The sequence below is a fragment of the Streptomyces sp. NBC_01334 genome (assembly GCF_035983595.1).
In the GTDB taxonomy this organism is placed as follows: domain Bacteria; phylum Actinomycetota; class Actinomycetes; order Streptomycetales; family Streptomycetaceae; genus Streptomyces; species Streptomyces coriariae.
Genome location: NZ_CP130718.1, coordinates 3042130 through 3067932 on the forward strand (window position 1 = coordinate 3042130; position 25803 = coordinate 3067932).

Annotated in this window: 21 protein-coding genes; 11 read left to right on the top strand and 10 right to left on the bottom strand. The window is 72.8% G+C overall.

The features are described 5' to 3' along the window. Nucleotides 1-92: 92 nt before the first annotated feature. The 3 genes from OG736_RS13830 to OG736_RS13840 all read right to left on the bottom strand — a co-directional run bounded on the left by OG736_RS13830 (nt 93) and on the right by OG736_RS13840 (nt 2640). The gene (locus tag OG736_RS13830) at nt 93-830 is read right to left on the bottom strand and encodes a bifunctional DNA primase/polymerase (protein ID WP_327182702.1); all 738 of its coding nucleotides are present in this window, start codon (nt 828-830) and stop codon (nt 93-95) included. Nucleotides 831-960: 130 nt separating this feature from the next. Beyond that, entirely contained in the window at nt 961-1593 is a 633-nt protein-coding gene (locus OG736_RS13835; protein WP_327182703.1) for a TetR/AcrR family transcriptional regulator, read from the bottom strand. 45 nt (nt 1594-1638) lie between these two features. Next, a complete protein-coding gene (locus tag OG736_RS13840; protein ID WP_327182704.1) occupies nt 1639-2640 on the bottom strand; it encodes a Gfo/Idh/MocA family protein in 1002 nt (333 codons plus the stop codon). Between the two features lie 87 nt (nt 2641-2727). On the opposite strand from OG736_RS13840, the gene OG736_RS13845 reads away from it, so the two are divergent. From OG736_RS13845 to OG736_RS13855, 3 genes are all read left to right on the top strand, one after another. Next, on the top strand, nt 2728-4041 hold the full coding sequence (locus OG736_RS13845) for a multidrug effflux MFS transporter (protein WP_327182705.1): 1314 nt from the start codon (nt 2728-2730) through the stop codon (nt 4039-4041). Further along, nucleotides 3996-5162, top strand: a complete 1167-nt coding sequence (locus tag OG736_RS13850) for a serine hydrolase domain-containing protein (protein WP_327182706.1) — start codon at nt 3996-3998, stop codon at nt 5160-5162. The genes OG736_RS13845 and OG736_RS13850 overlap by 46 nt, the downstream gene beginning before the upstream one ends. A 72-nt stretch (nt 5163-5234) precedes the next feature. After that, nucleotides 5235-6221 carry a small ribosomal subunit Rsm22 family protein gene (locus OG736_RS13855; RefSeq protein WP_327182707.1) on the top strand — a complete coding sequence of 329 codons (987 nt, stop codon included), beginning with the start codon at nt 5235-5237 and terminating at the stop codon, nt 6219-6221. Nucleotides 6222-6240: 19 nt separating this feature from the next. Here OG736_RS13855 and OG736_RS13860 read toward each other — a convergent pair whose 3' ends face one another. Then, nucleotides 6241-7881: an alkaline phosphatase D family protein gene (locus OG736_RS13860; protein WP_327182708.1), complete on the bottom strand. Its 1641-nt coding sequence runs from the start codon at nt 7879-7881 to the stop codon at nt 6241-6243. Between the two features lie 158 nt (nt 7882-8039). On the opposite strand from OG736_RS13860, the gene OG736_RS13865 reads away from it, so the two are divergent. Next, on the top strand, nt 8040-8900 hold the full coding sequence (locus OG736_RS13865; RefSeq protein WP_327182709.1) for an SDR family oxidoreductase: 861 nt from the start codon (nt 8040-8042) through the stop codon (nt 8898-8900). A 288-nt stretch (nt 8901-9188) separates the two neighbouring features. Here OG736_RS13865 and OG736_RS13870 read toward each other — a convergent pair whose 3' ends face one another. Next, entirely contained in the window at nt 9189-10382 is a 1194-nt protein-coding gene (locus OG736_RS13870; protein ID WP_327182710.1) for a D-alanyl-D-alanine carboxypeptidase family protein, read from the bottom strand. 223 nt (nt 10383-10605) lie between these two features. On the opposite strand from OG736_RS13870, the gene OG736_RS13875 reads away from it, so the two are divergent. Both OG736_RS13875 and OG736_RS13880 read left to right on the top strand, forming a co-directional pair. Then, the gene (locus OG736_RS13875) at nt 10606-12081 is read left to right on the top strand and encodes an ABC transporter permease (RefSeq protein WP_327182711.1); all 1476 of its coding nucleotides are present in this window, start codon (nt 10606-10608) and stop codon (nt 12079-12081) included. Between the two features lie 59 nt (nt 12082-12140). Beyond that, complete coding sequence (locus OG736_RS13880) at nt 12141-12833, top strand: ABC transporter ATP-binding protein (RefSeq protein ID WP_020126803.1); 693 nt, start codon at nt 12141-12143, stop codon at nt 12831-12833. Nucleotides 12834-12902: 69 nt separating this feature from the next. Here OG736_RS13880 and OG736_RS13885 read toward each other — a convergent pair whose 3' ends face one another. Continuing rightward, complete coding sequence (locus tag OG736_RS13885) at nt 12903-13229, bottom strand: nuclear transport factor 2 family protein (RefSeq protein WP_057599741.1); 327 nt, start codon at nt 13227-13229, stop codon at nt 12903-12905. Between the two features lie 183 nt (nt 13230-13412). Here OG736_RS13885 and OG736_RS13890 point away from each other — a divergent pair, with 183 nt between their 5' ends. The 5 genes from OG736_RS13890 to OG736_RS13910 all read left to right on the top strand — a co-directional run bounded on the left by OG736_RS13890 (nt 13413) and on the right by OG736_RS13910 (nt 19878). Further along, nucleotides 13413-13958: a DoxX family membrane protein gene (locus tag OG736_RS13890; RefSeq protein WP_327182712.1), complete on the top strand. Its 546-nt coding sequence runs from the start codon at nt 13413-13415 to the stop codon at nt 13956-13958. Nucleotides 13959-14062: 104 nt separating this feature from the next. Further along, entirely contained in the window at nt 14063-14482 is a 420-nt protein-coding gene (locus tag OG736_RS13895; protein ID WP_327182713.1) for a MazG-like family protein, read from the top strand. Between the two features lie 100 nt (nt 14483-14582). Next, nucleotides 14583-15434 carry a hypothetical protein gene (locus OG736_RS13900; RefSeq protein ID WP_327182714.1) on the top strand — a complete coding sequence of 284 codons (852 nt, stop codon included), beginning with the start codon at nt 14583-14585 and terminating at the stop codon, nt 15432-15434. Further along, a complete protein-coding gene (locus OG736_RS13905) occupies nt 15434-17656 on the top strand; it encodes a bifunctional serine/threonine-protein kinase/ABC transporter substrate-binding protein (protein ID WP_327182715.1) in 2223 nt (740 codons plus the stop codon). The genes OG736_RS13900 and OG736_RS13905 overlap by 1 nt, the downstream gene beginning before the upstream one ends. Continuing rightward, nucleotides 17656-19878 (top strand): bifunctional serine/threonine-protein kinase/ABC transporter substrate-binding protein, encoded by a 2223-nt coding sequence (locus tag OG736_RS13910; RefSeq protein WP_327182716.1) that lies wholly within the window; start codon nt 17656-17658, stop codon nt 19876-19878. Before OG736_RS13905 ends, OG736_RS13910 begins: the two co-directional genes overlap by 1 nt. Here the strand turns inward: OG736_RS13910 and OG736_RS13915 are convergent. The 4 genes from OG736_RS13915 to OG736_RS13930 are packed head-to-tail and all read right to left on the bottom strand — an operon-like array spanning nt 19857 to nt 25775. After that, entirely contained in the window at nt 19857-21161 is a 1305-nt protein-coding gene (locus OG736_RS13915; protein ID WP_327182717.1) for a sulfate adenylyltransferase subunit 1, read from the bottom strand. The two genes, OG736_RS13910 and OG736_RS13915, sit on opposite strands and share 22 nt — an antisense overlap. Beyond that, a complete protein-coding gene (gene cysD, locus OG736_RS13920) occupies nt 21161-22096 on the bottom strand; it encodes a sulfate adenylyltransferase subunit CysD (protein WP_327182718.1) in 936 nt (311 codons plus the stop codon). The genes OG736_RS13915 and cysD overlap by 1 nt, the downstream gene beginning before the upstream one ends. Next, complete coding sequence (gene cysC, locus OG736_RS13925) at nt 22093-22680, bottom strand: adenylyl-sulfate kinase (RefSeq protein ID WP_327182719.1); 588 nt, start codon at nt 22678-22680, stop codon at nt 22093-22095. The genes cysD and cysC overlap by 4 nt, the downstream gene beginning before the upstream one ends. After that, the gene (locus OG736_RS13930) at nt 22677-25775 is read right to left on the bottom strand and encodes a non-ribosomal peptide synthetase (RefSeq protein WP_327182720.1); all 3099 of its coding nucleotides are present in this window, start codon (nt 25773-25775) and stop codon (nt 22677-22679) included. Before OG736_RS13930 ends, cysC begins: the two co-directional genes overlap by 4 nt. Nucleotides 25776-25803 lie beyond the last annotated feature (28 nt).

Genomic DNA, 25803 nt, shown 5'->3' on the forward strand with positions numbered 1-25803 from the left:
CGCTCCGCCGGAGTCCGGAAGACCGTCTGCGGGTTCGTGGTGCACCTGCGGGGGCGTCGTGGCCGGTCGCGCAGCTCCCCCGCCCCTCGCGGTCAGTGGCGGGAGGGCCAGGCCGTGTTCGCGTGGTCGGGCTCCTGGCCGGCGTGGCGGGCGCAGGCGTCCGTGAGGGTTTCGAGGAGGGTCAGCGGGTCGGGCAGCGCGTGCTCCGGTCCGCGCAGCCAGTGCACGGAACGGCCGTCGTCGCCGGGGAGCCGTGCGGGCGGTACCAGGACGTAGGAGCCACGGCAGTGCCAGCGCAGGCCGGGGTGCTCGTCCATGGTCTCGGGGTGGCAGTCCAGGGCGCACGGCCACCACTCGTCCTCGTCCTCGGGGGTGCCGCGGGTGAGGGTGAAGAACAGCATGCGGCCGTCGTCGCTCTCGGCGACCGGGCCGACCTCGACGCCGGAGTCGAGCAGCCGCTCCAGGGCCTGCCGGCCCGCCTCCAGCGGCACGTCGAGGACGTCGTGCGTCATGCCGGTGGCGGTGATGAAGTTGGCCTGCGGCTGGTGGCGGGCCCAGCGCTCGATCTGCGCGCGGTCGGTCGTGGACTGCGTCTGCCAGGCGAAGGACACCGGGTGCCGGGCGGGGGTCGGACAGCCGACCCGGTCGCAGGAGCAGCCGTAGCCGGGGGCCGGGTGGGCGGCGGGCGCGAGCGGGAGTCCCGCTCCGGCGGCGGCCAGCAGCAGGGCCTCACGGTCGCCGTCGTCGGCGGCCTCCGTCGGGCCGCTCGTGCGCAGCCACTCCGAGATCTTGCCCCACAGGCCGGTCCGGCCGCCGAACTCCGCGCTCATCTGTCCCCTCGCCTCGCTGTGGTGCGGACAGCATGCCTCATGGTCCCACCATCCTGCGCATCGGGGGGCCGTAGCCGTGAATCGGGGCAGGTGGGACGGGTGGGGCCAGAGTGACCTATGTGCGGCATGCTCACCGGGGCGCGAGACCGTGGAGCGCGTAGTCGACGAGGGTGTCGGTGTACTCGTAGGAGATCGGGCCCGTGTACTGGAGCCAGCGCTGGGCGAGCGGGGAGATGAAGAACTCCAGGGCGATGCGCGGGTCGAGGTCGGCGCGGACCTGGCCGGCCTCCTGCGCGGCGCGCAGCCGGTCGACGTACAGCTGGATGGACGGTTCCATCAGCTTGGCCGTGAACTCGCGGCCGACCTGTTCGTTGACCACGCCCTCGGCGGCCAGTGCCCGGGAGGGCGCCTCGAACCTGGGGTCCGTGAGCTGGTCGACGGTGGCCCGCAGGACGGCCTTGATGTCGGCGGCCAGGTCGCCGGTGTCGGGGATGACGTAGGGCTCCTGCGCCGAGGCCCCCGCGTCCCGCGCCGCCTGTTCGCTGAGGTCGAGGAAGGCCTCCAGCAGGACGTCGGCCTTCGACCCCCACCAGCGGTAGATGGTCTGCTTGCCGACGCCCGCGCGGGCGGCGATGCCCTCGATCGTGGTCTTCGCGTAGCCGGTCTCCGCGACGAGGGCGAGCGCGGCATCGTAGATGGCGCGCCGGGACCGCTCGCTGCGGCGGGTGGTGTCGGGGGCCGGCTTACCGGACTGGGTGACCATGGGTCGACGGTACCAAGCCGGTGAGACGGGACGTCTCGCGAACTGTCACGCGTCCTCGCCGGGGTAGCGCACGCCGATCCGCTCGCGGACCGTGTCGAGGGTCCGCATGACGGCGAGGCTGCCGTCGAGCGGGACCAGCGGGGACTCGGTCTCGCCGGCCCGCAGCGCGCGCATGACCTCGCGGGCCTCGTGCCGGAACGTCGTCCGGGGTCCGTCGGCCGGGTCGGCGGCGAACTCCTCGGGGTCACGCCCGTCGCGGTGCAGGACGAGGCGGTCGGGGTGGAAGAAGCCGGACGGGATGTCGATCCGGCCGCGTGAGCCGGTGACGGAGGCGGTGGTGCCCGTACCGCCGACCACGGAGCAGTGCAGGGCGGCGAGCGCGCCGGAGTCCCAGGACAGGGCCAGCGCCGTCTGCAGGTCGACGCCCTCGGCGGACAGGACGGCCTGGGCGGCGATGCCCGAGGGCGCGCCGAGCAGGAGGTGGGCGAAGGAGACCGGGTAGACGCCGAGGTCGAGGAGGGCGCCGCCGCCCTGGGCGGGGTCGCGCAGCCGGTGCGAGGGCGGGAAGGGGCCTTCGAGGCCGAAGTCCGCCTGCACGGTGCGGACCTCGCCGATCGCGCCGTCGTCGACGAGGGCCTTGAGGCGGCGGATCACCGGGTTGCAGTACATCCACATGGCTTCCATGAGGAAGCGGTCGTGCTCCCTGGCCAGCGCGACCAGTTCCTCGGCCTCGCGCAGGTTCAGCGTGAACGCCTTCTCGCACAGCACGTTCCGCCCGGCCTCCAGACAGAGTCCGGCGGCGGCGCGGTGGGCGGCGTGCGGGGTGGCGACGTAGACGACATCGATGTCCTCGTCGGCGGCGAGCGCGGCCCGGTCGCCGTAGGCCCGGGGGATGCCGAACCGGTCGGCGAACGCCTTCGCGGAGACCTCGGAGCGCGAGGCGACCGCGACGACCTCCGCGTCGGGCAGGTCGATCAGATCCGCCGTGAACGCGGCGGCGATCCCGCCGGTCGCCAGGATGCCCCACCGCACCGTGTCCGTCGTCATACCCTGCCCCGTCCTCGTGCCGTCCCAGCAGTGTGTTCGAGCTGAGAGCATAGGTCGCACAGATGTCGGAGAGGGAGGGGCGGCCGGATGCCGGAGGGCGGGGCCATGTCTGACGCGGTGCCGAAGGCCGTGACGGACCGGGTGACGAGCACGGGCGTGGGAGCGGGGCCGACGCTGTCCGCCCGGCGCCGGGCGGGGCTGCTCGTCACCCTCGTACTGGGCGGGCTGACCGCCACTCCCCCGCTCTCGATGGACATGTACCTCCCGGCGCTGCCGGAGGTGACCCGCTCCCTGCACGCGCCCGCCGCGACCGTGCAGCTCACGCTGACCGCGTGCCTGGCCGGTATGGCGCTGGGGCAGCTGGTGGTCGGCCCGATGAGCGACCGGTGGGGGCGCAGGCGCCCGCTGCTGGCCGGACTCGTCGTCTACGTCGTGGCGACCGCCCTGTGCGCCCTGGCGCCCACCGTCGAGCTGCTGGTCGCCTGCCGGCTGCTGCAGGGGCTCGCGGGCGCGGCCGGGATCGTGATCGCGCGGGCCGTCGTACGCGATCTGTACGACGGCGTCGCGATGGCCCGGTTCTTCTCCACTCTGATGCTGATCTCCGGGGTCGCCCCGGTCGTGGCGCCGCTGATCGGCGCGCAGATTCTGCGGGCGACGGACTGGCGGGGCGTGTTCGTGCTCCTCACGGGGGTGGGGCTGCTACTGACCGTGCTGGTGTGGACCCGGCTGCCGGAGACGCTGCCCGTCGCCGAGCGCCACGCGGGCGGGGTCGGCGAGGCCCTGCGCTCGATGCGCCGGCTCCTCGGCGACCTGCCCTTCACCGGGTACATGCTCACGGGCGGTTTCACCTTCGCCGCGCTGTTCGCGTACATCAGCGCCTCGCCGTTCGTGGTCCAGGAGATCTACGGCGCCTCCCCGCAGACGTTCGGCCTGCTGTTCGGCGTGAACTCGGTCGGACTCGTACTGATCGGCCAGGTCAACGGCAGGGTGCTGGTGGGCCGCGTCCGGCTGGACCGGGTCCTGGCCGTCGGTCTTTCGGTGGTCGTGCTGGCCGCGACCGCCCTGCTGCTGATGACGACGGGTGTGTTCGGCGAGGTCGGACTGGCGCCGGTGGCCGCCGCGTTGTTCGTCCTGATGTCCGCGATGGGCGTCACGCTGCCCAACGCGCAGACCCTCGCCCTGATGCGGGTCCGGCACTCCGCCGGGTCCGCCTCCGCACTCCTCGGTACGTCCTCCTTCCTCATCGGCGCGATCGCCTCGCCGCTCGTCGGGATCGCCGGCGAGCACACGGCCGTCCCGATGGCCGTCGTCCAGTTGGCTGCCGCACTGGTGGCGGTGGCCTGCTTCGTGGGAATGTGCCGTCCCTGGACGAAGACGGGCGCGGAAGGAGCAGTGAGCTGAGCGCACCGAGACTGCGCGTCGACACACCGGAACGGGCCGGGCTCGACCCGGCGGAGACGCGGCTCCTGGTCCGCGACGTCGTGGACCTCACCACCGGCGACCGGCCCTGGGCGGCGGGCGCCGTCGTGGTCGCCGGGCGCGGCCCGGTGATCGCCGTGCGGGAGGCGGTGGGCTGGGCGGTGCGGTACTCGGCGTACGACCCGGCGGCCGACGAGGGGGTGGAGCTCCCGGCCGGGGCGCGGATCCCGATGACCGTCGACACCCCTTTCGACCTGGCGTCCCTCACCAAGCTGTTCACCTCGGTGGCCGCGGTGCAGCAGATCGAGCGCGGCACCCTCGGCATCGACGCCCGGGTGGGCGCCTATCTGCCCGACTTCCAGGCGGCCGCCGCCCACGGCATCACCGTCCGCCAGCTCCTCACCCACACCTCCGGCCTGCGCCCCGAGCTGCCCCTGTACGAATGCGCGGACGACACCCGGCGGTGGGCGCTGCTACGCGCGGAGACGCCGGTCGGCGCACCGGGCACGTACATGTACTCGGACCTGAACATGCTGCTGCTCCAGCAGCTCCTGGAGCGGCTGACCGGCCGCACCCTCGACGTCCTCGTGCGGGAGGGGATCACCCGTCCGCTGGGCATGGCCTCGACCGACTTCGGCCCGTGCCCCGGCGCGGCGGCGACCGAGGACCAGCGGCGGCCGTGGGCGAAGGCGGACCGGGGGATGCTGCGGGGCGTGGTGCACGACGAGAACGCCTGGGCGCTGGGCGGTGTGGCCGGTCACGCGGGGCTGTTCTCTACGGCCCACGACCTCGCGGTGTTCTGCCGCACCCTGCTGTCGGGCGGTTCGTACGGTCCCGCCCGGATCCTCGGCCCCGACTTCGTGGAACTCCTGCTGACCCCGCCGGGGCTGGGCTTCGCGGTGGACCAGTCGTGGTTCATGGGCGAGCTGGCGGGCGAGGGCGCGGCGGGACACACGGGATTCACCGGGACCTCGCTGGTACTGGATCCGGCGACGGACACGTTCGTGGTGCTGCTGGCGAACACGGTGCATCCGAGGCGACGGGTGCCGGACAGCGGGCCGCGGGCTCTGGTGGGGACGCGGTTGGCGATGGCGGTGCGGTGAGGGCAGCCGTGGGGGCGGTGCGGTGAGGGCGGTGCGGTGAGGGCAGTGGCCCGGACCTGAGAAAATCCGGGGGTGAACGTCTCCGTATCCGTTTCCGAGACCCTCCGCGGCGCCCTGACGGACCTGCTCGACGGGCTGCCGCCCAAGCAGGCCGGACAGGCCGTCGAGCGGCTCATCGCCAGCTACCGGGGCGCCACCCCCACCGACGCCCCCATCCTGCGCGACCGGGCGGACGTGGTCGCGTACGCCGCGTACCGGATGCCGGCGACCTTCGAGGCGGTGCGGTCGGCGCTGGAGGCGTTCGCGGACGCCGTGCCGCAGTGGTCGCCGGCCGGTCATGTGGACATCGGCGGCGGCACGGGCGCGGCGACCTGGGCGGTGAGTTCCACCTGGGAGGGGACGCGCCCGGTGACCGTGCTCGACTGGGCGGAGCCCGCCCTGGCCCTCGGCCGCGAGGTCGCCGCGGCGAACCCGGCGCTGCGCGACGCCCGCTGGCAACGCGCCCGCATCGGCACTGCCCTCGCCCTGGACCCCACGGACCTGGTCACCGTCTCCTACGTCCTCAACGAGCTGGCGGCTCCCGACCGGGCCGTGCTGGTGGACGCCGCCGCGTCGGCCGCGCAGGCCGTGGTGATCGTCGAGCCGGGCACCCCCGACGGTTACGCCCGGGTGATCGAGGCCCGCGACCGGCTGATCGCCGCCGGGTTCCGGGTCGCCGCGCCCTGCCCGCACAGCGCGGCCTGTCCCATCGTGCCCGGCACGGACTGGTGCCACTTCTCGGCGCGGGTCAGCCGCTCCTCCCTGCACCGGCAGGTCAAGGGCGGCTCGCTGCCCTACGAGGACGAGAAGTTCAGCTATGTCGCCGCGGCCCGTTTCCCCGTCTCCCCCGTCTCCTCCCGGGTGGTCCGGCGACCGCAGATCCGCAAGGGCCAGGTGCTCCTCGACCTGTGCGAGGCCGAGGAGCGGCTGAGCCGTACGACGGTGACGAAGAAGCACGGCGACGTGTACCGGGCGGCCCGGGACGCCGACTGGGGCGACGCCTGGCCGCCGGCCCCGTGAGCGTCGTGGCGCAGGCTGCTCAGGCGGGCTTGAGCCCCTGGTCGCCGACCTCCGTCACGAAGGAGGCGGCCGTGGTGACGGGGGCGCCCTGCGTGGTGACGTACGGGACGGTCTTGTAGTCGGCGCGGGCGAGGTCGCGGCCGAGCGAGACGGTCGCGTAGCCGCGCAGGCCGTTGTAGAACCTCAGGTGCGGGTTGGCAGCCATGAAGGTGGCCCAGTTGGCGGGCTTCGCCGAGCCGTTGCCGCCGCTGGAGATCGACGAGGTGACGATCTCCGTGCCGAGCGTCTTCGACGCCTGGTCGGCGAAGTCCTTCTTGATGTCGAAGCCGTAGTGCACGTGGACGTCGCCGGTGAGGACCATCAGGTTCTCGACGCCGGCGGCCTGCGCGCCGGTCAGGATCCGCTCGCGGGAGGCCGGGTAGCCGTCCCAGGAGTCCATGGAGACCTGGGAGGGCACGGTGGTGGAGTTGTACCGCTGGGCGAAGGTGACCTGCTGCGGGACCACGTTCCACAGGGCGCGCGAGCGGTGCCAGCCGTCGATCAGCCAGCGCTCCTGGGCGCCGCCGGTCAGGGTGCGGGCCGGGTCCTGCGATTCAGGGCCGGGGACCCGCCAGCCGTCGCCGTACGCCTGGTCGGAGCGGTACTGGCGGGTGTCGAGGACGTCGAACTGGGCGAGCCGGCCCCAGTGCAGGCGCCGGTAGAGCCTGAGGTCGGGGCCGTCGGGGAGCTGCGGGCGGCGCAGCGGCTGGTTCTCCCAGTAGGCGCGGTAGGCGGCGGCCCGGCGGATGAGGAACTCCTCGGCGGGGTCGTCGTTCTCCGACACCGCGCCCGCGTAGTTGTTCTCGGTCTCGTGGTCGTCCCAGGTGACGACGAACGGGTGGGCGGCGTGCGCGGCCAGCAGGTCGGGATCGGACTTGTACAGCGCGTACTTGAGGCGGTAGTCGTCCAGCGTCACCATCTCGTGGCCGTAGACGGCGGGCACGGTCCCGGCCGGGTAGGCGCGGGCGCCTCCGACACCGCTGACGGCGTACTCGTAGAGGTAGTCGCCGAGGTGCAGGACGAGGTCCACGTCGTCCTCGGCGAGGTGCTTGTACGCGGTGAAGTAGCCCTGGTCGTAGCGCTGGCAGGAGACCACGCCGACGGTGAGGGCGGCCGTCTTCGCGCCGGGGGCGGGGGCGGTCCGGGTGCGGCCGGGGCGGCTGATCCAGGTGCCCGCCTTGAAGCGGTAGTAGTACACCCGGTCGTTCTCGAGGCCGTCCACCTGGACGTGCACGCTGTGGCCGAACTCCGGGTGCGCGAGGGTGGTGCCGCGTCTGACGGGCCGGCGGAAGGTCTCGTCGCGGGCCAGTTCCCAGTGCACGGTGATCCGCTGGGCGGGCAGTCCGCCGTCCGCCTGGTACGGGGCGGGCGCGAGGCGGGTCCAGAGGAGGACGGAGCCGGGCAGCGGGTCGCCGGAGGCGACGCCGAGGGTGAAGGGGTCATCGGTGAGCCGCGCCGGGTCGAGTTCGGCGGCGGCCGCGGTACCGGCGGCGGGCAGGTTCACCGTGAAGGCGAGCGCGGCCGCGGCCGCGGTACCGGTGAGGAAGCGGCGGCGCCCCAAATGGCGTGCGGTGGCGCGGAGTTCGGGGGCGTGCTGGGACTGGTGGGCTGCGGGTGTCATTCCGGTCCTCCCCTGAAAAGTGGCGGCAGAAGGCATTGGAGTGGCCTGAGACGGCTCGGGGGCGTCGCCGGGTTGGCGCGTACACAACAGTCGGATGTCGGACGCGTGCGTTCCGCATGCCGGATCCGAGGGTGGGGGCTCACGTACGCTGCGGGCCCATGAATGCCGAGAACCCCGAGAACCCTGAGACCGCCGAGACCGCCGAGACCGCCGAGAACACCCAGGCAGCCCAGACCGTCCAGGGCACCCGGGCCGCCGGTCGCTCCGCCGGACGGACGAAGATCGCGATCGTCACCGGCGCCGGTTCCGGGATCGGACGGGCGGTGTCCGTGGAACTGCTGCGCGCGGGCTGGTCGGTGGCGCTGGCCGGGCGGCGCGCCGAGACCCTGGAGGCGACGGCCGCACTGGTGCCCGAGGGCGCGCATCTCGCCGTACGGACGGACGTCTCACGCCCGGAAGAGGTGACGGCCCTCTTCGACGCCGTGCGGGACCGCTTCGGGCGCCTGGACCTGCTGTTCAACAACGCCGGTACGTTCGGGCCGGGCGGCGTGCCGTTCGAGGAACTCCCCTACGACGCCTGGCGGCACGTGGTGGACACCAACCTCAACGGGGCGTTCCTTTGCGCGCAAGGGGCGTACCGGCAGATGAAGGAGCAGGATCCGCGGGGCGGCCGGATCATCAACAACGGGTCCGTCTCGGCGCACACGCCCCGCCCGCTGTCGGCGCCCTACACGGCGACCAAGCACGCCCTCACCGGCCTGACGAAGTCCCTTTCGCTGGACGGCCGGGCGTACGGCATCGCGGTGGGCCAGATCGACATCGGCAACGCGGCCACCGACATGACGGCCCGGATGCAGACGGGCGCGCTGCAGGCGAGCGGCGAGACCGCGCCGGAACCGGTGATGGACGTCGCCGACGTGGCGCGCACGGTGCGGCACATGGCGGAGCTGCCGCTGGAGGCGAACGTGCAGTTCGCGACGGTGCTGGCGACGGCGATGCCGTACGTGGGACGAGGCTGAGGACGCCGGCCGAGGACCGGCCGTGATCGGCGCGCCGGCCGCCCACAGGTCGTCAACTCCTCAACCTGCACAAGCGGAGTTTCTTCGTCCGCACCATTGCGGCCGGTGACGGACCTATGCTCAACTCTTCTCCACGAGAACTTCACACTTGATGTACGACAGTTCCGCCCCGCACCACCACAAGCCACACCGAGGGGGGAGGGGCAGCCGTCCCAGGGCACCGGGTGGGGGTGGACCTCGCCGGGACCGCGAGGTACGCACCGGCGCCGTGGGACGGCTGCCGCACCATCAACCCGCCGGCGGCACCTCGCCGGAGCGGCGCCGACGCCGGTGCAGCGCGTACACCCCGCCCGCCAGCAGCGCCACCGCCCCCGCGGCCCCGCCGAGCGCGCCCCAGCCTTCCGCGCCCGCGCCGTCCGCCGCCGAGGCCTCCGCCCCGGCATGCGGCGCCTTCCCCGCGGACGACCCGCTCGCCCTGGCCCCGCCCTCGCTCAACGCCTCGACCAGCGTCCCCACCGCCCGTGCCGAACTCCCCTGCGCGAACCCCCAGTCGAGCAGCGCGGCCGTCTCCTCGTAGACGGCGTTGTGGCCGCTCTTCGGATGCAGCACGGTGACGACGAGGGTGCGGCCCGCGCGGGTCGCGGCGCCGGTGAAGGTGTTGCCGGCGTTGCTGGTGAAACCGTTCTTCACGCCGATCATGCCCGGATACGGCGTCACCCCGTACGTGCCCGACAGCAGCCGGTCGGTGTTCTCGATCCGGACGGTCTTCCCGCCACCGGCCGGGAACTCGGCGGCCCTGGTGCCGCAGTAGGCGCGGAAGTCGGCGTCACGCAACCCGTGCCGGGCGAAGAGGGCGAGGTCGTAGGCGGAGGACAGCTGACCGTCGTGGTCGTAGCCGTCGGGGCTGACGACATGGGTGTCCAGCGCCTGGAGGTCGATCGCTCTCGCCTGCATCTCGGCGACCGTCTTCGCGACCCCGCCGTTCATCCGGGCGAGCACCTGCACGGCGTCGTTGCCCGAGCGCAGGAACACGCCCTGCCACAACTGCTCGACGGTGTAGGTGATCCCGGCCCTGACGCCGACGAGGCTGGAGCCGGACGGGATGCCGGCCAGGTCCGCGTCGGTCACCCGGTAGCGCTCGGTGCGCTCGAACCTGTCCAGCAGGGTGTCCGCGAACAGCATCTTCAGCGTGGAGGCCGGCGCGACCCGCAGATGCGCGCGAAAGGAGGCGAGCACCTCGCCGCTGTCCTGGTCGGCGAGCAGCCAGGCCCGGGCGGTGAGCTTCTTCGGCAGGGCGCCGCCCCCGTTCACCTGAACGCCGTCGGCGACGAGCCGCGCGCCGCCGACCACCACGTCGGAGGCGGCCGCGGCCGGTGTCGCGGCGAGCGGTGCGGCGGTCAGAGGCGCGGTGGCCGTAGTGGCCGCGAGGGCCAGCAGGGAGCGCCGGGACAGGCGCGGGGAAGGGCGCGAGAATGCGTGCACTGCGGGACCGTACAAGGGGATTCGGGGAAAAAGGAAGTCCCCAGCCAACCGCTGCCACCTGGGAAAAGCCCCTCCACAGCCTAGGAATCAGCTGTCTCAAGGAATTCTGATCCGGCGCTCCGCATTCTCAGTCCTTACACATCTTTTACTCAGGATGACTCAAAGGTTTCTCCCTAGGTTGTGGCCGCGCCCACAGAGGGCGCCAAGAACCTTAGGGAACGGGATGTTTGGCATCTATCTCAAGCGTGAACTGGGCCGGCGCAAGAAGGCCGCCCTGGTCATCGCACTGGGTCTGGCGCTCGGAATCGCGCTGGTCATCACCGTCAACTCGGTGTCGGCCGGCATGACACAGGCTCAGGACAAGGTCCTTCAGTCGCTGTACGGTCTCGGCACCGACATGACCGTCACCAAGGCCCGCACGGCGCCCACGGCCAACAGTTCCGGCGGCCCCAGATTCGAGTTCGACGCCAAGGGCGAGGACGACGACGACACGGAGCAGAGCTCGGACCGGGTCTCGACGCAGGGCGGTCAGGCCCTGAAGGCCGCGCTCGTCACGCAGGTCGCCGACCAGAAGGGCGTGGCGGCCGCGGTCGGCGCGCTCACCCTGAACGTCACCAAGGTCGACGGCTCCTTCACCCAGGGCAAGGCACAGAGCTCCAGCGGAACCAGCGGCAACGGCGGCCAGGGCGGCCCCGGCGGTGGCAGCGGGGGCGGGTCCACCGCGGCCCCGCAGGTCCAGGGCGGCGGCGCCTCCTTCGACGTCAACTCGTACTCCGTGGCCGGTGTCGACGTCACCAACCAGGACCTCGGCCCGCTGGCGAGCTCGAAGATCTCCTCGGGCGTGACGTTCACTTCGGCGCAGGCGAACGCCAAGGTCGCCGTCGTCAGCAAGTCGTACGCCAAGGAGAACTCGTACAAGGTCGGTTCGACGCTGACGATCTCCAGCACCAAGTACAAGATCATCGGTATCGCCACCCCTGACAGCAGTGACTCCACCACGGACGTCTACCTGCCGCTGAAGCAGGCGCAGACCCTCGCCGACGCGGCGGACCAGGTCACCACGATCTACGTCAAGGCGACCGACTCCCAGCAGATCGACACCGTCAAGGCGACGATCCAGAAGAACATCTCCGGCACGACCGTGACGACCTCCGCCGACCTCGCGGAGACCGTGTCCGGTTCCCTCTCCACCGCCTCCAACCTGGCGACCAGCGTCGGCAAGTGGCTGTCGATCGCCGTCCTCGTCGCCGCGTTCCTGGTGGCCGCGCTGCTCACCTCCTCGGCGGTGTCCCGCCGGGTGCGCGAGTTCGGCACCCTGAAGGCGCTCGGCTGGCCGAGCCGCCGGGTGACCCGGCAGGTCGTCGGCGAGTCCATGGTCAACGGTCTCCTCGGCGGCGCCCTCGGCATCGGTCTGGGCCTGGCGGCCGCCTACACGGTGACCGCGATCAGCCCGAAGCTGACCGCCGAGCTCGGCAACACCGGCGGCGGTGGCGGCATGGGCGGCGGCCCCGGCGGCGGCGGTCCCGGTCAGCAGTCCGCGTCGAACACGATGGAGATCGCCCTCTCGGCCCCCGTCTCCGTCACCACGATCGCGCTCGCGGTGGGCCTGGCGGTCGCCGGCGGTCTGATCGCCGGCGCGATGGGCGGCTGGCGCGCCTCCCGGATGCGCCCGGCGGACGCTCTGCGCAGCGTCTCCTGACCCGCGTCCCGACCAGTCGTCACATCCCTCACGGAGAACACGGAGAACCCGGAGACCCCATGTACAACCTCACCGGCGTCACCAAGCGCTACACGCGCGGCAAGGAGACGGTCGAGGCGCTGCGCGGCATCGACCTCACGATCGCGGAGGGCGACCAGCTCGTCATCCAGGGCCCCACGGGCGGCGGCAAGTCGACGCTGCTCCAGATGATCGGCGGCCTCGACCGCCCGACCGAGGGCAGCGTCGAGCTGGACGGCGTCGACCTCGCGCGGATCAGCGAGGCGAAGCTGACCCGGCTGCGCGCCGAGAAGATCGGCATCATCTTCCAGTCGTTCAACCTCATCCCGACGCTGACCGCGCAGGAGAACGTCGAGACGGCGCTCGTCCCGCTCGGGGTGAAGCCCGCGGAGCGGCGCGAGCGCGCGGCGGAGGCCCTGCGCTCGGTCGGCCTGGGCGAGCGCCTCACGCACGCCCCGGCGGAACTCTCCGGCGGCCAGCAGCAGCGCGTGGCGATCGCCCGCGCGCTGGTCAAGAAGCCGAAGGTGCTGCTCGCCGACGAGCCCACAGGCAACCTCGACGAGGGCATGCGCGACGAGATCATGGAGGTGCTCGAAGGGCTGTGGCACGAGTACGGGCTGACGTTCATCATGGTCACCCACGACTCGTCGATCGCCCGCCGGGCCCCGCGCCTGGCCACCATCAAGGCGGGTCAACTCACCCTGACGGAACAGGCGGTCGCCCGCTCCTGGTGAACTCCCGTAACCGGAGGGGCCGTTGACCGCCTGCCCGGCGGTGAACGGCCCCTCGGCCGTGGTCCCTCGCTATGCCTGACCGGTCTCGAAACGGGAGATCCGGCCGTCGTCCTCGACGACGAAGCTCCACCTGGTGCGCATCTCGCCCCAGGTGTCGTTGCGGTAGTCGGCGATGAGGGCGCGCCCGCCCGCCGACTCCTTGGTGACGTCCATGTGGCCGTGGGAGGAGAAGATCTCCCGGTCGGCCCACTGGGCGAGGTCACGGTCGGAGCCGTCGTCCGCCATGGTCGCGTCGGGGGTGAGCAGGCTGCGGAACGCCTCTTCGTCATGGGCGTTGACGGCGGCGACGAAGGCCCGCACGGCCGGGTCGCTGAGTCTGTCGATCTGGATCGCCATACGGGCCACCCTCACATCGCGGTCCGGGCCCCGCCACCCGAACGGCGTCCAGGACGGGCCGGACGGGTGTGAGTGGTGCGACGGTGGAAACGCGGAGGGGGCTGTTTCCGTTCTGTTCCTTGCTCCGTTCCTAGTTCCGTTCCTGTTCTCCTACGTCCGCCGTTCTCTGCTCAGGGAGTCACCGTGACCTGTTACGACCGTCGTGATCTGGGACTGCTGCTGCTCCGGCTCGGCACCGGCGGAGTGCTGGCGGCCCATGGCGCGCAGAAGCTGTTCGGCTGGTTCGGCGGGCACGGCCTGGAGGGGACCGGCCAGTTCATGGAGTCCGTCGGCTACGCTCCCGGCAAGGCCAGCGCGACGGCGGCGGGCCTGGCGGAGGCCGGCGGCGGCACGCTGCTGGCGCTGGGCCTGGCCACCCCGGCGGCGGGTGCGGCGGCGGCCGGCGCGATGGCGGGCGCGTCCGCGGTGCACGTCCCCAACGGCTTCTTCGCGATGAGTGGCGGCTACGAGCACGCGGCCTCCCTGGGCCTGGCCGCCGCGGGCCTCGCCATCACCGGCCCGGGCCGCCTCTCCCTCGACCACGCCCTCGGCCACACGGTCGACCGCGGCTGGATGGTCCCGGTGTCGCTCGGCGCGACGGCGGCGGTCACGGCGGTGGTCATCGGCATGCGGAACAAGCGGCTGCGCAGGCAGGAGGAGGGTGAGCAGGAGGCGTTGTTCGAGGAGTGAGCAACCGGAGCCCCTGGGGAGGAGCCGCTGAGAAGCCCCCGGGAGCTGCCGGGAAGCCCCCAGGGAGCTGCCGGGTGCCGGACGTGACCTGACACGCTTCCTCCATGAGCACCCAGCCCCGGCCCCCCAGGTCCGCACCCACCGAACCCGAGGCCGCCGGCCCCAGCGAACCCGAGGCCGCCGGCCCCACCGATCTCTGGGCCACCGTCGACGCCCTGTGGACCTGGCTGGACGCCAACGCGGCGCACGGCGGCCGCGAAGGCCTGCTGCTGCGGGTGCTGAAGCTGTCGGAGGAGGTCGGCGAGGTCGCGCAGGCGGTCATCGGCGCGACCGGCCAGAACCCCCGCAAGGGCGTCACCCACACGTGGGAGGACGTGCAGGGCGAGCTGTGCGACGTGGCCATCACGGCACTGGTGGCGCTGCGGACGCTGACGCCGGAGGCGGAGAGCGTGTTCGCGGGGCATCTGGCGCGGGTGGCGGAGCGGTCGTCGGGAAGCGCGGGCGCCGGGGCCGACGTTCGCTGATTGCGGCAGCTCCCCTGTTCTTCGAACCGCCCGCCCGCTCCCCGCGTCCCTCTGTACGATCACCGCACGCGAGGCGGGGGCCGTAGGCGGAGGGGCGTGGATGGACGACAACGCTGGTAGAGGCAGGGCGGCTTGGCCGTGGCGGGTCATGGCGTCGGCGGCCGCGGCGGCCGTGGTGCTGGGCGGCTGCGGTTCCGGGGACGACGACAAGTCGGCCGAGCCGAGCCCGTCGGCATCCTCCCGGTCCGCGGCTCCGGCCGCGTCCGGCTCGCCCTCGGCATCCTCCTCGACGGGTGGTGCCGCGACGCCGTTGACGCCGTTCCAGGCGGATCCCGCTCGGGTGCCGAGGACGAAGCCGCAGGGCGAGGCGCTGGCAGCGGCCGTCGCGCTGGAACCGCAGGCGTGGGGCGCGGACTTCCGGGCCCAGCAGCCGGCCGCGAGCACCCCCGGCACCGCCGCCGTCCTCGACGAACAGTGCCGGTGGGAGCGGCAGGCGCTCCCGCAGGGCGTCCTGGCCTCGCTGTCCCGCTACAGCGAGCTTCCCGGCACCGCGGGCAAGGGCGAGATCAAGGTGACCGCGGCGGTCACCGTGCACGCCACGGTGAGGGACGCCGACGAGCGGCTGGCCAGCACGCTGGAGGAGCCGTTGCGCTGCCGGGAGCAGCAGGTCCGTACCGACGAGTGGATATCCGGGCTCATGTCGACCGGCACTCCGTACGGCCAGGGCAGCAACAACTACGCCGACGACCAGGTCGTGGAGATCGGTTCGTATGTCAACGGAACCGGCAAGCAGACGTACTACTGGTATGTCACCCGGCTCGGCACGGTGACCGTGGCGGTGTCGGTGAAGGGCGCCAAGGGCTACTCGAACACCGAGTTGAACACGTACGCGGCGCAAGCCAACGCCACGATGCTCAACCGCGTGGAGTACGAGCTGGGAGGGCAGAGCTGATGGAGCCGCTGCGTTCGTCCGATCCCGCGCGTATCGCGGACCATCGCCTGCTCGGGCGGCTCGGCACCGGAGGCATGGGCGTGGTGTACCTGGCCCGCACGCCGGGCGGCGCCCTGGTGGCGCTGAAGGTGCTGCTCGCCGAGTACGCCGAGGAGCCGGGCTTCAAGGAGCGATTCCGCCGCGAGGTCGAGGTCGCCCGGCAGGTCGACAGCCCCTGGGCGGTGCCGCTGGTGGACGCCGACGCGGACGCCGAGGCACCGTGGCTGGCGACCGCGTTCGTACCCGGCCCGTCACTGGGCGAGGCCGTGGCCGCGTACGGCCCCCTGACGGAGCACGGGCTGCGGCTGCTCGGCGCCCGGCTGGCCGAGGCGCTGCGCGAGGTGCACCGGGCGGGGCTGGTGCACCGGGACCTCAAGCCGGGCAATGTGCTGATCGCCCACGACGGACCCCGGCTCATCGACTTCGGCATAGCCCGGGCGCCGGAGGACACGACACTCACGGCCACCGGGATGGTGGTCGGCACGCCCGGCTATCTGTCGCCCGAGCAGGCCGAGGGGCGGGGTGGGGACGGCGGCGTCGGGCCGGCGAGCGACGTGTTCTCCCTCGGGTGCGTCCTGGCGTACGCGGCGACCGGCCGGGCGCCGTTCGGCAGCGGAGCGGTCGACGCCCTGTTGTACCGGGCCGTGCACGATCCGGCGGATCTCGACGGGGTGCCCGCGGGCCTGCTCGAGGTGCTGGGCCGCTGCCTGGAAAAGGATCCGGCCCGGCGGCCGGACGCCGCGGAACTGGTGCGGGAACTGGCGGCCGACGGCACTCCGCGGGACGAGGAGGCGGCAGGGTGGCTGCCCGAACCGGTCACCCGGCTGATCGCCGAGCGCTCGGCCGCCGCGCTCGCACTGCCGGACATCGAGCACACGCTGGCGCCGACCGACGCGCCGGCCGCTGCCGGACCGGCCGAGACCGACACGCGAGAGACGTCCGAGTCGCCGCAGCCACAGGACGCCCGCCCGGCCGGCCGGCGCCGTTTCCTGCTGCTCGCCGGTGGGGCCGTGGCGCTGGCGGCGGGCGCGGGCGGGGCCTGGTGGGCGGTCGCCCGGGACGGCGACTCGGGAGGCGACAGCCCCGCCGCCGCCACGTCCTCGCGCCGCCCGGTGCACACCGTCGCACTGCACGGTGACCTCAGCGGCCCGCACGCGGAGACGGGCCGGGCCCAGGAGCGCGGACTGCGGCTGGCCGTCGCGGAGTTCAACGCGCGCGGCGACGCCCCGTTCAACGTGAAGGTCCGGGCCGTCGACGACGGGGGCGATCCGGCGGTCTCGGCCCGGCTCGCCGCGGAACTCACGGACGATCCGGCGGTCCTCGCCGTGGTCGGCCCGACCACCGACGCCACGGCGCAGGCGTCGCTCGCGAAGTACGACGCCGGGCTGCTGCCGGTCGTCGGCGTGTCCCCCGGCTCTACCGCCCTCTCCATCCAGGGATTCCGCTCGTTCCTGCACGCACGGCTGCCCGACGCGGTACTGCCCGTCTACGTCAGCAACTACCTGCGCGGCAGCGCGCGATCGCGCAAGATCGGCATCGTCGTCGACCGCCCGGCCGGAAACTACGGGACGGATCTGAGCACTTCCCTCAGCAATGTGCTCGGCAACGCACAGCAGCCGTCCGTGCCGGAGGTGGTCAGCGCGATGCGCCGCGACTTCGGCAGCGCGGTGGACGCGGTGCTCTCCGCCGGCGCCGACTCCGTGTTCTTCGCCGGTCTGCCCGACCGGGGGGCGTTGATCGCAGCGACACTGCGCGAACGCGCCTTCCAGGGAGCTCGCGTGTCCGGCCCGGCGCTGCTCGACGGCCGGTTCCTGACCGAGGCTCAGGAGGCGGCCGAGGGCTGGGTGATGGTGGCTCCGGTCATCGACGCCACCGTCAAGCCCGAGGCGAAGAAGTTCGCCGCCGCCTACCGCGCGCGCTTCGAGGAGGCGCCGCCCCGGTACGCGGCGGAGGCCTACGACGTGACCGGGATGCTGCTGAAGGCCCTGTCGGGGCTGCCGTCCAAGAGCCGCACCCGGGAGAACCTGCTCGCGGCCGTGCGGGCGGGGACGTACGAGGGCATCACGAAGGTGTTCGCCTTCCAGAACACCGGCCAGATCGTCATCGACGGCACCGGCGGCTTCCTCTGGCGGGTTGAGCAGGGCGACTTCGTGTACGGCGGCCCCGCGCCGATCACCGTCTGATGGAGCCGCTGCGCACCGGCGACCCGTCCCGGATCGGCCGCTACCGTCTGCTGCAGCGGCTGGGCGCCGGCGGCATGGGCGTGGTCTTCCTGGCCCGTGCGCCGGGCGGAGCGATCGCCGCGGTGAAGACGGTCCGGTCCTCGTACGCCGACGAGACGGGTTTCCGGACCCGTTTCCGCCGCGAGATCGAGGCCGCCCGGCAGGTGCGCAGCCCGTGGGTGGTGCCGTTGCTGGACGCGGACGCCGACGCGGAGACACCGTGGCTGGCGACCTCGTACGTACCGGGACCCTCGCTCGCCGAGACGGTGGACACCTTCGGGCCGCTGTCGCTCCCCTCCGTGCGAGTGCTGGGCGTGCGGCTCGCCGAGGCGCTCGACACGGTGCACGGGACCGGTCTCGTGCACCGCGACGTGAAGCCGGGGAACGTCCTGCTGGCCCCGGACGGGCCGCGGCTCATCGACTTCGGCATCGCCCGCGCGCCGGAGGCCACGGCGCTCACCTCCAGCGGTGTGATCGTCGGCTCGCCCGGCTTCCTCTCCCCCGAGCAGGCACGGGCCCGGGGCGGCGAGATCGGCCCACCCAGCGATGTGTTCTCGCTGGGGTGCGTGCTCGCGTTCGCCGCGACCGGGGTGCGGCCGTTCGGCGGCGGCGGGGCGGCCGGCGTGCTGCTGCGCACGGTCTACGAGGAACCGGATCCGGCGGCGCTCCCGGACGGTCTGACGCCCCTGCTGAGAGCCTGTCTCGCCAAGGATCCGACCGCCCGTCCCACCCTCGCCGACCTGCGCCGGACACTTGACGAAGCGGTGCCGGAAAGCGACTTCGCCGCGCGTTCGCAGTGGCTGTCCGCGCCGGTCACCCGGCTGATCAACGACCGGGCCGCCGCCGTGCTCACCCTCGGCACGATCGAGCCGACCCAGGTGTCCGCGTCCGCGAGCACAGTGCCGACGGTGTCACCGGAGGCCGCGACGCTGACGGCCGTCACGGCCACCCGGCCCACCCCCCGCGGCGTCGGCCGCCGCGGCTTCCTGCGCCTCGGCTCGACGGCGGGAGTCCTCGCGGCGGGCGGTGGCGGTGCCTGGTGGTGGAGCACCCGGCAGAAGACGGGTGCGGCCCCTTCCTCCGGGGCGGAAAAGCGTCCCGACCTGGTCGTGGCGTTCCACGGCGATCTGACCGGGGCCCGGAAGGAGCGCGGGAACGCCGAACTCGACGGGGCCCGGTTGGCCGTCGAGCAGATCAACGCCAAGAGCGGCCACCCCTTCCGGCTGAAGCTGCGGACGTACGACGACGGCGGCGACACGAAACGAGCCGACGAGCTGGCCGGCCGGCTCACGAAGGACGCCGACGTGCTCGCCGTGCTGGGACCCACCACCGACGCCTGTTTCCTCGCGAGCGAGGTCACGTACACCAAGGCGGTGATGCCCGTCGTGTCCGTCTCGGTGGGCGTCGACACCCAGAGCTCGAAGATCGGCACGAATCTCTTCCACTCCCATGCGGCGCTGCGCGTCACGGACGGGCTGCTCGCCGTCCCCTGCGTCCGTTACCTCAGCAACCACGTCGACGCCCGCAAGGTGTTCCTCGTGGACGACCGGGCACAGGGCGACTTCGCCTGGACCCTGTGCGAACAGGGCAAAAGCGCACTGGAGCGGGCCGGCCGGGACGCCACGGTGACCCGTGTCGCCGCCGGGAAGATCGACTACGCGTCGCTCGCCGCCGCGGTGATGTCCGCCCGCGCGGACGCGGTCCTCTTCACCGGCGACGCGGCCCGGGCCGCCGGACTCGCGTCGGCACTGAGCACCGCACGGTTCACCGGCACCCGAATGGCGACGGAACGCGCCTTCGCTCCGCAGTTCCTCACCGCGGCCGGCGCGGCCGCGACCGACTGGGTCTTCGCCACCTCCTTCACCGACCCGACGGCCCGCCCCTCCGCCCGCGCATTCACCAAGGCCTACCGCGCCCGCTACGGCACCGGCCCCGGCTGGTACGCGGCGGAGTCCTACGACGCCGTCATGTTCCTGGCCGAGGCCATCACCAAGGACGGCTCGGCGGTGACGGAACGGGGCGCGATCGCCCGCCGGATGCCCGAGATCACGTACTCCGGCATCAGCAGGACGGTCAAGTACGAGCAGGGGTACGGGTACAACCACGACGCGATGTTCCTGTTCGGGGCTGCGGACGGGGCGTTCCGGTATCTGGGGCAGTATCAGGAGGCGGGGGTGTCCTGAGGCGGGAAGGCCTCTCCCACCATGCCCGCGGTGAGCGTGCTGCCGTCCTCGGGGTCGATGAGGATGAAGGAACCGGTGAGGCGGGACTCGGCGTAGGTGTCGAGCGGGAGGGGCTCGGCGGTGCGGAGCACGGCGGCGCCGATGTCGTTGACGTCGAGTGCTGCGGGGTGGGGTTCCCGGGCCAGGCCTTCGCTGAGGTCGACACGGTGCAGCAGCTGCCGGACGACCGCCCGCACGGTGCGGGAACCGTGCTTGAGCAGGACCCGGTTGCCCTCGCGCAGGGGCCGTTCGTGGAGATGGCAGACGGTGGCCCGGATGTCGTGGGTGATCGCGGGCGCCCCGGCGGTCGGCGCGATGAGGTCGCCGCGGGAGATGTCGAGGTCGTCGGCGAGCAGCACGGTGACCGACTGCGGCGACGAGGCCTGTTCGACGCTCGTGCCGAGGGCGTCGATGCCTCTGACGGTGCTGGTCGCGCCGGAGGGCAGCACGGTGACCGGGTCGCCCACGCGCAGCACACCGGAAGCGATCCGTCCGGCGTAACCGCGGTAGTCGGGATGCCGCGCGGTGCCCGGGCGGATGACGTACTGCACGGGGAAACGGGCCGGGGCTTCGGTGGGTGCGGGGCCGGCCGGCACGCGCTCCAGGTGCTGGAGCACGGTGGGGCCGTCGTACCAGTCCATCGCGGCGGACCGTTCCACCACGTTGTCCCCGGTCAGCGCGGACACCGGGATGGCAGTGACGTCACGGACGCCGAGCGACGCGGCGTAGGCGGCGAACTCCTCGGTGATCGCCCGGAAGACGGCTTCGGCGTGGTCGACCAGGTCCATCTTGTTGACGGCCAGCACGCAGTGCGGGACGCGCAGCAGGGCGGCGACCGCGGCATGGCGGCGGGTCTGCTCGACCATGCCGTTGCGGGCGTCGACGAGGATCACGGTCAGGTCGGCGGTCGAGGCGCCGGTGACCATGTTGCGGGTGTACTGCACGTGCCCGGGGGTGTCGGCCAGGATGAACCGCCGCGCCGGTGTGGCGAAGTAGCGGTGGGCGACGTCGATGGTGATGCCCTGCTCGCGTTCGGCTCGCAGCCCGTCGGTCAGCAGCGCCAGGTCCGGATCCGCCAGGCCGCGCTGCCGGGAGGCGTGCTCGACCGCCTCCAACTGGTCGGCGAGTACCGACTTGGAGTCGTGCAGCAGGCGTCCGACCAGCGTGGACTTGCCGTCGTCCACGGACCCGGCGGTGGCGAAGCGCAGCAGCGTGGCCGCCGGGATCTCGACGGTGGCGGTCATCAGAAGTACCCCTCGCGTTTACGGTCTTCCATCGCGGCCTCGGACAGCCGGTCGTCGGCGCGCGAGGCCCCTCGTTCGGTGACCCGGCTGCCGCCGATCTCGGCGATGACCTGGGCGATCGTGCCGGCGTCGGAGTCCACGGCTCCGGTGCACGACATGTCGCCCACGGTGCGGTAGCGGACCAGCCGGCGCTCGACGCTCTCGCCGGCCCCGGGTCCGCCCCACTCGCCCGCGGTCAGCCACATGCGGTCGCGGGCGAAGACGTCGCGTTCGTGGGCGTAGTAGAGGACGGGGAGGTCGACGTGCTCCCGGGCGATGTACTGCCACACGTCCAGTTCGGTCCAGTTGGACAGCGGGAACACCCGGACGTGCTCGCCCGGGGTGTGCCGACCGTTGTAGAGCTGCCACAGCTCCGGGCGCTGGCGGCGGGGATCCCAGGCGCCGAACTCGTCGCGCAGGCTGAAGACCCGCTCCTTGGCGCGGGCCTTCTCCTCGTCGCGCCGCCCGCCGCCGAAGACCACGTCGTGGCGCCCCGCGCCGATCGCGTCGAGCAGCGGCACGGTCTGGAGCGGGTTGCGGGTGCCGTCCGGGCGCTCGCGCAGCCGCCCGTCGTCGAGGTACTCCTGCACGCGTGCCACGCGCAGCCGCAGTCCGTGCGCGGCCACCGTGCGGTCGCGGTACTCCAGGACCTCGGGGAAGTTGTGCCCGGTGTCGATGTGCAGCAGGCCGAAGGGGACCGCGGCGGGGGCGAACGCCTTCCGTGCCAGGTGCAGCATGACGGCGGAGTCCTTGCCGCCGGAGAACAGCATCACCGGCCGCTCGAACTCCCCCACCGCCTCCCGGAGGATGTGCACCGCCTCGGACTCCAGCGTGTCCAGGTGCGACAGCGCGCCGGGCGGGCGGACCGCTTCGGCCCGCTCGGGAGCGATCGTCATGCCAGTCCCCTTTCGCCGAGCAGCGCGTGCAGCGCCGCGGCGCAGTCCTCGACGCCTCGGTCGTGTGTCCGGATCCGCAGGTCGGGGGTCTCGGGCGGCTGGTACGGATCGTCCACTCCGGTCAGTCCGGTCAGCTCACCGGCGGCCTGCCGGGCGTAGAGGCCCTTGACGTCCCGGGTCGAGCAGACCTCCACCGGGGTGGCGACGTGGACCTCCAGGTAGGGGGTGCCGTGCCGCTCGTGCCGCTCACGGACCGCCTGGCGGCTGTCGGCGTAGGGCGCGATGACGGGGACGACGGCCTTGACGCCGTGCGAGGCGAGGAGTTCGGCGACGAAGCCGACGCGTCGGACGTGGCGGTCCCGATCCGCGCGGGTGAACCCCAGGTCCGCGGAGAGGAACGCGCGGAGTTCGTCGCCGTCGAGCACCTCCACCCGGTGGCCCGTGGCGCGCAACCGCTCGGCCAGCGCACGGGCGATCGTGGTCTTGCCCGCGCTCGGCAGGCCCGTGAGCCACACCGTGGCGCCGCGGCACGCCGCGTCGGCCTCCTCGGGTGTCACCGGCTCGGCGTTCCGGCCGTCCGTCACTCGCCCACCACGGCCTCGGACGGGGCCGGGCGGTCGCCGACGAGTGTGGCGGCGCCGGCCGCGGAGCGGTAGTACAGGGCGTACCGGTGGAGGACGGCGGGGCCGACGGGCGGCCAGTCGAGTCCGGCGCGGGCCGCCAGCGCGGTGGCGTGGGTGCTGGAGAAGGCCGCGGGGTCGTCCCGGAAGAGCCCGGCCAGGGTCTCCTTGACCAGCACCTCGCCCGCGTCGCTGTCGGCGGGTTCCGGGATCAGCGCGAGGACACTCGCGAGTCCGTGGTTGTCGGGCTCCTCGACCGCCGTGCGGCGCACGGTCTCCCAGAAGGTACGGTACGGCACCTCGGCGAGGCGGAACTCCTCCCGGAAGACCGCCATCAGCTCGTCGAGGCTCACGGCGCGCGGCTGGACGGTGTGGAACCAGCCGCGCTCGCCGCCCGCGACGGCCGCCACCACCAGACCGCTCACGTAGTCCACCGGTGTGTAGTCGGTGACGATGGGGCTGGGGAACCACATTCCGGTGCGCAGACAGGCTCTCACCAGCAGGTCGGGCAGGCCGTAGCGGCTCGGAACGCCGTGCCGCGAGTGAGGCATGACCTCACCGAACCGGTGGACCACCGTGGGCACGCCCCGCTCGGCGGCCTTGGCGACCAGCCGCTCGGCGACCCACTTCGACCGGGTGTAGCCGTCGGACGGCGGACGCTCGTTCCCCACCGGGCCCTCGAGACACCGCCCGGCGCCGGGGGCGGCCGCCGGGAACACTCCGAGCGTCGAGATGAAGTGCACGGCCTTGAGCCGGCGGGTCGTGGCCAGCCGGAGGATCTCGACGGTGCCCAGCACATTGGTCGTCCGGTGCGCCCGGTAGCTGCGGGCGAGGTTGACCATGGCGCCGTTGTGGACGACGGTGTCGATCTCCCCGGCCAGCCGCCGGTACGCCGTCTCCTCCAGGCCCAGCCGGGGCCGGCCGAGGTCGCCCGGGACGGCGCTGATCCGGTCCGCGAACCGCTCGTCCCACAGCTGGTAGTGCGTCAGGTTGGCGACGACGCGCTGCCGGGCGGTGCTCTCGTCGGCGGCCCGGACCAGGCAGTGCACCGTCAGCGATGTTCCGGTCAGCAGATCGTGCAGCAGATGACCGCCGATGAAGCCGGTCGCTCCGGTGAGCAGAACGCTGCGCGGGGCCTGCCCGGCGAGTACCTCGACCGCCGCGCTCACCCGGATGTCCTCGGGCAGCTCGCCGTCCGTGTCGAACTGCTCGTGGGGCGGATGGTGCGGGCCGGGCGGGCCGGGGTCGCCGGGACCCGCCTCGAAGGCGCCTTCGAGGTGGGCGGTCTGTCCGGCGAGCGTCGGCCGTTCGAACACGTCCCGCACCGAGACCCGGCGCCGGAACCGTTCGGTCAGCATGACGGCGAGCCGCTGCGCGGAGAGCGAGTCGCCGCCGAGGTCGAAGAAGTCGTCGTCCGGTCCGACCGTGCCGACCGGCAGCAGATCGAGCCACGCGGCCAGCACCGCGGCCTCCGTCCCGCCCGGAGCGACGCTGCCCTCGTCGGCCGTGGCCGGCTCGTGGACCGCCGTCGCTGCGGCCATCCGGGCGAGTTCCCTGCGGTCCGCCTTGCCGTTGGGAGTGAGCGGCAGCTTGTCCAGGACGAGGAAACGGCGCGGCACCAGGGACGCCGGCAGCACCTCGCGGGCGTGCGCCCGCAGGGCCTGGGCATCGGCTTCGGCGTGCGGCGCGCCGTCGGGTTCGGCGGGGCGTACGGTCACGAAGGCGACCAGGGACCGGTTTTCGTGGCTCTCGTGCACGACGACCTTGGCCTCACGCACCCGAGGGTGGCTCAGCAGCCCGGCCTCGACCTCGGTCAGCTCGATGCGTACGCCGCCGATCTTGACCTGCTGGTCCCGGCGCCCGACGAACTGGAGCAGCCCGTCCGGCCGCCGGTGTCCCAGGTCACCGGTGCGGTACAGGCGCGTGCCGGGGATCTCCGGGAAGGGGTTGCCGACGAACGCGGCCGCGGTCTTCCTCGCGTCCTTCAGATAGCCCAGGCCCAGACACTCTCCACCGATGCAGATCTCACCGGTCTCACCGGGCGCGACGGGTTCCATCCGCTCGTCGACGATCACGGCGTAGGTGTTGTCGATCGGGAGGCCGATGGGCATCGGGTCGTGGTCGGCGTCGGTCACCACGTGGAAGACCGAGCCGATGGACGCCTCCGTCGGCCCGTACGTGTTGACGATCGCGACGCCGGGCAGCAGGGACCGGAAGGTCTGCACGCTGTCCGCCGTCATCTCCTCCCCGCCGATCAGCAACCGGCGCAGCGAGCGCAGCCGGTCGGCCGACTCGGGCTGGACCCGCAGCAGTTCCACCAGTGTGTTGAAGATCGACGGCACGAAGTCGGTGGTGGTCACGCCGTGGCGGTCGATCACGTCGAGGGTGGCGGCCAGGTCCAGGATCCCGGAGCGTTCGGGTATGACGACCTGGCTTCCGGTGGTGAGCGGCCACAGCAGCTGCCACAGAGAGGAGTCGAACTGGTGCCGGCTGTTCTGGAGCACCACCTCGTCCGGGCGGTCGCTGAGGTGGCGGCTCATGTAGGTGAAGCGGTTGAGCAGACCGCGGTGGATGTTGAGGGTGCACTTCGGCACGCCGGTCGAGCCGGAGGTGTAGAACCCGTACACGAGGTCGTCGAGGCCGGCCGGTGCCACCGCCGGCGGCGTCGGCCGGTCCCGCAGTGCGGTGACGTCGACGTGCACCGAGGGTACGTCCAGCGGCAGGGGGCGGCCGGTGCGCGAGCGGACCACCACCTTGGCGTCCAGGGTCTCGATCATCCGCGTGACCCGGTCGGCCGGCGCGGTGTCGTCGATCGGTACGAAGGGCGCCGCGAGCTTCATGGCCGCGATCATGGCGAGGGGCAGCTCCAGCCCGCCGTCCACCGCCAGCGGCACGAAGTCGCCCCGCCGGACGCCGAGTCGGCCGAGGTGCTCCGCCAGATCGTTGGCCCGCCGGTCGAGTTCGCGGTACGAGAGCGTGCGGCCGCCGAAGGTGACGGCCGGCGCGTCGGGGACGGCCCGGGCCCGGTCCTGGAACAGCTGGAGCACGGTCCGGTCCACGGGATAGGCGACCGAGCGCCCCGCAATT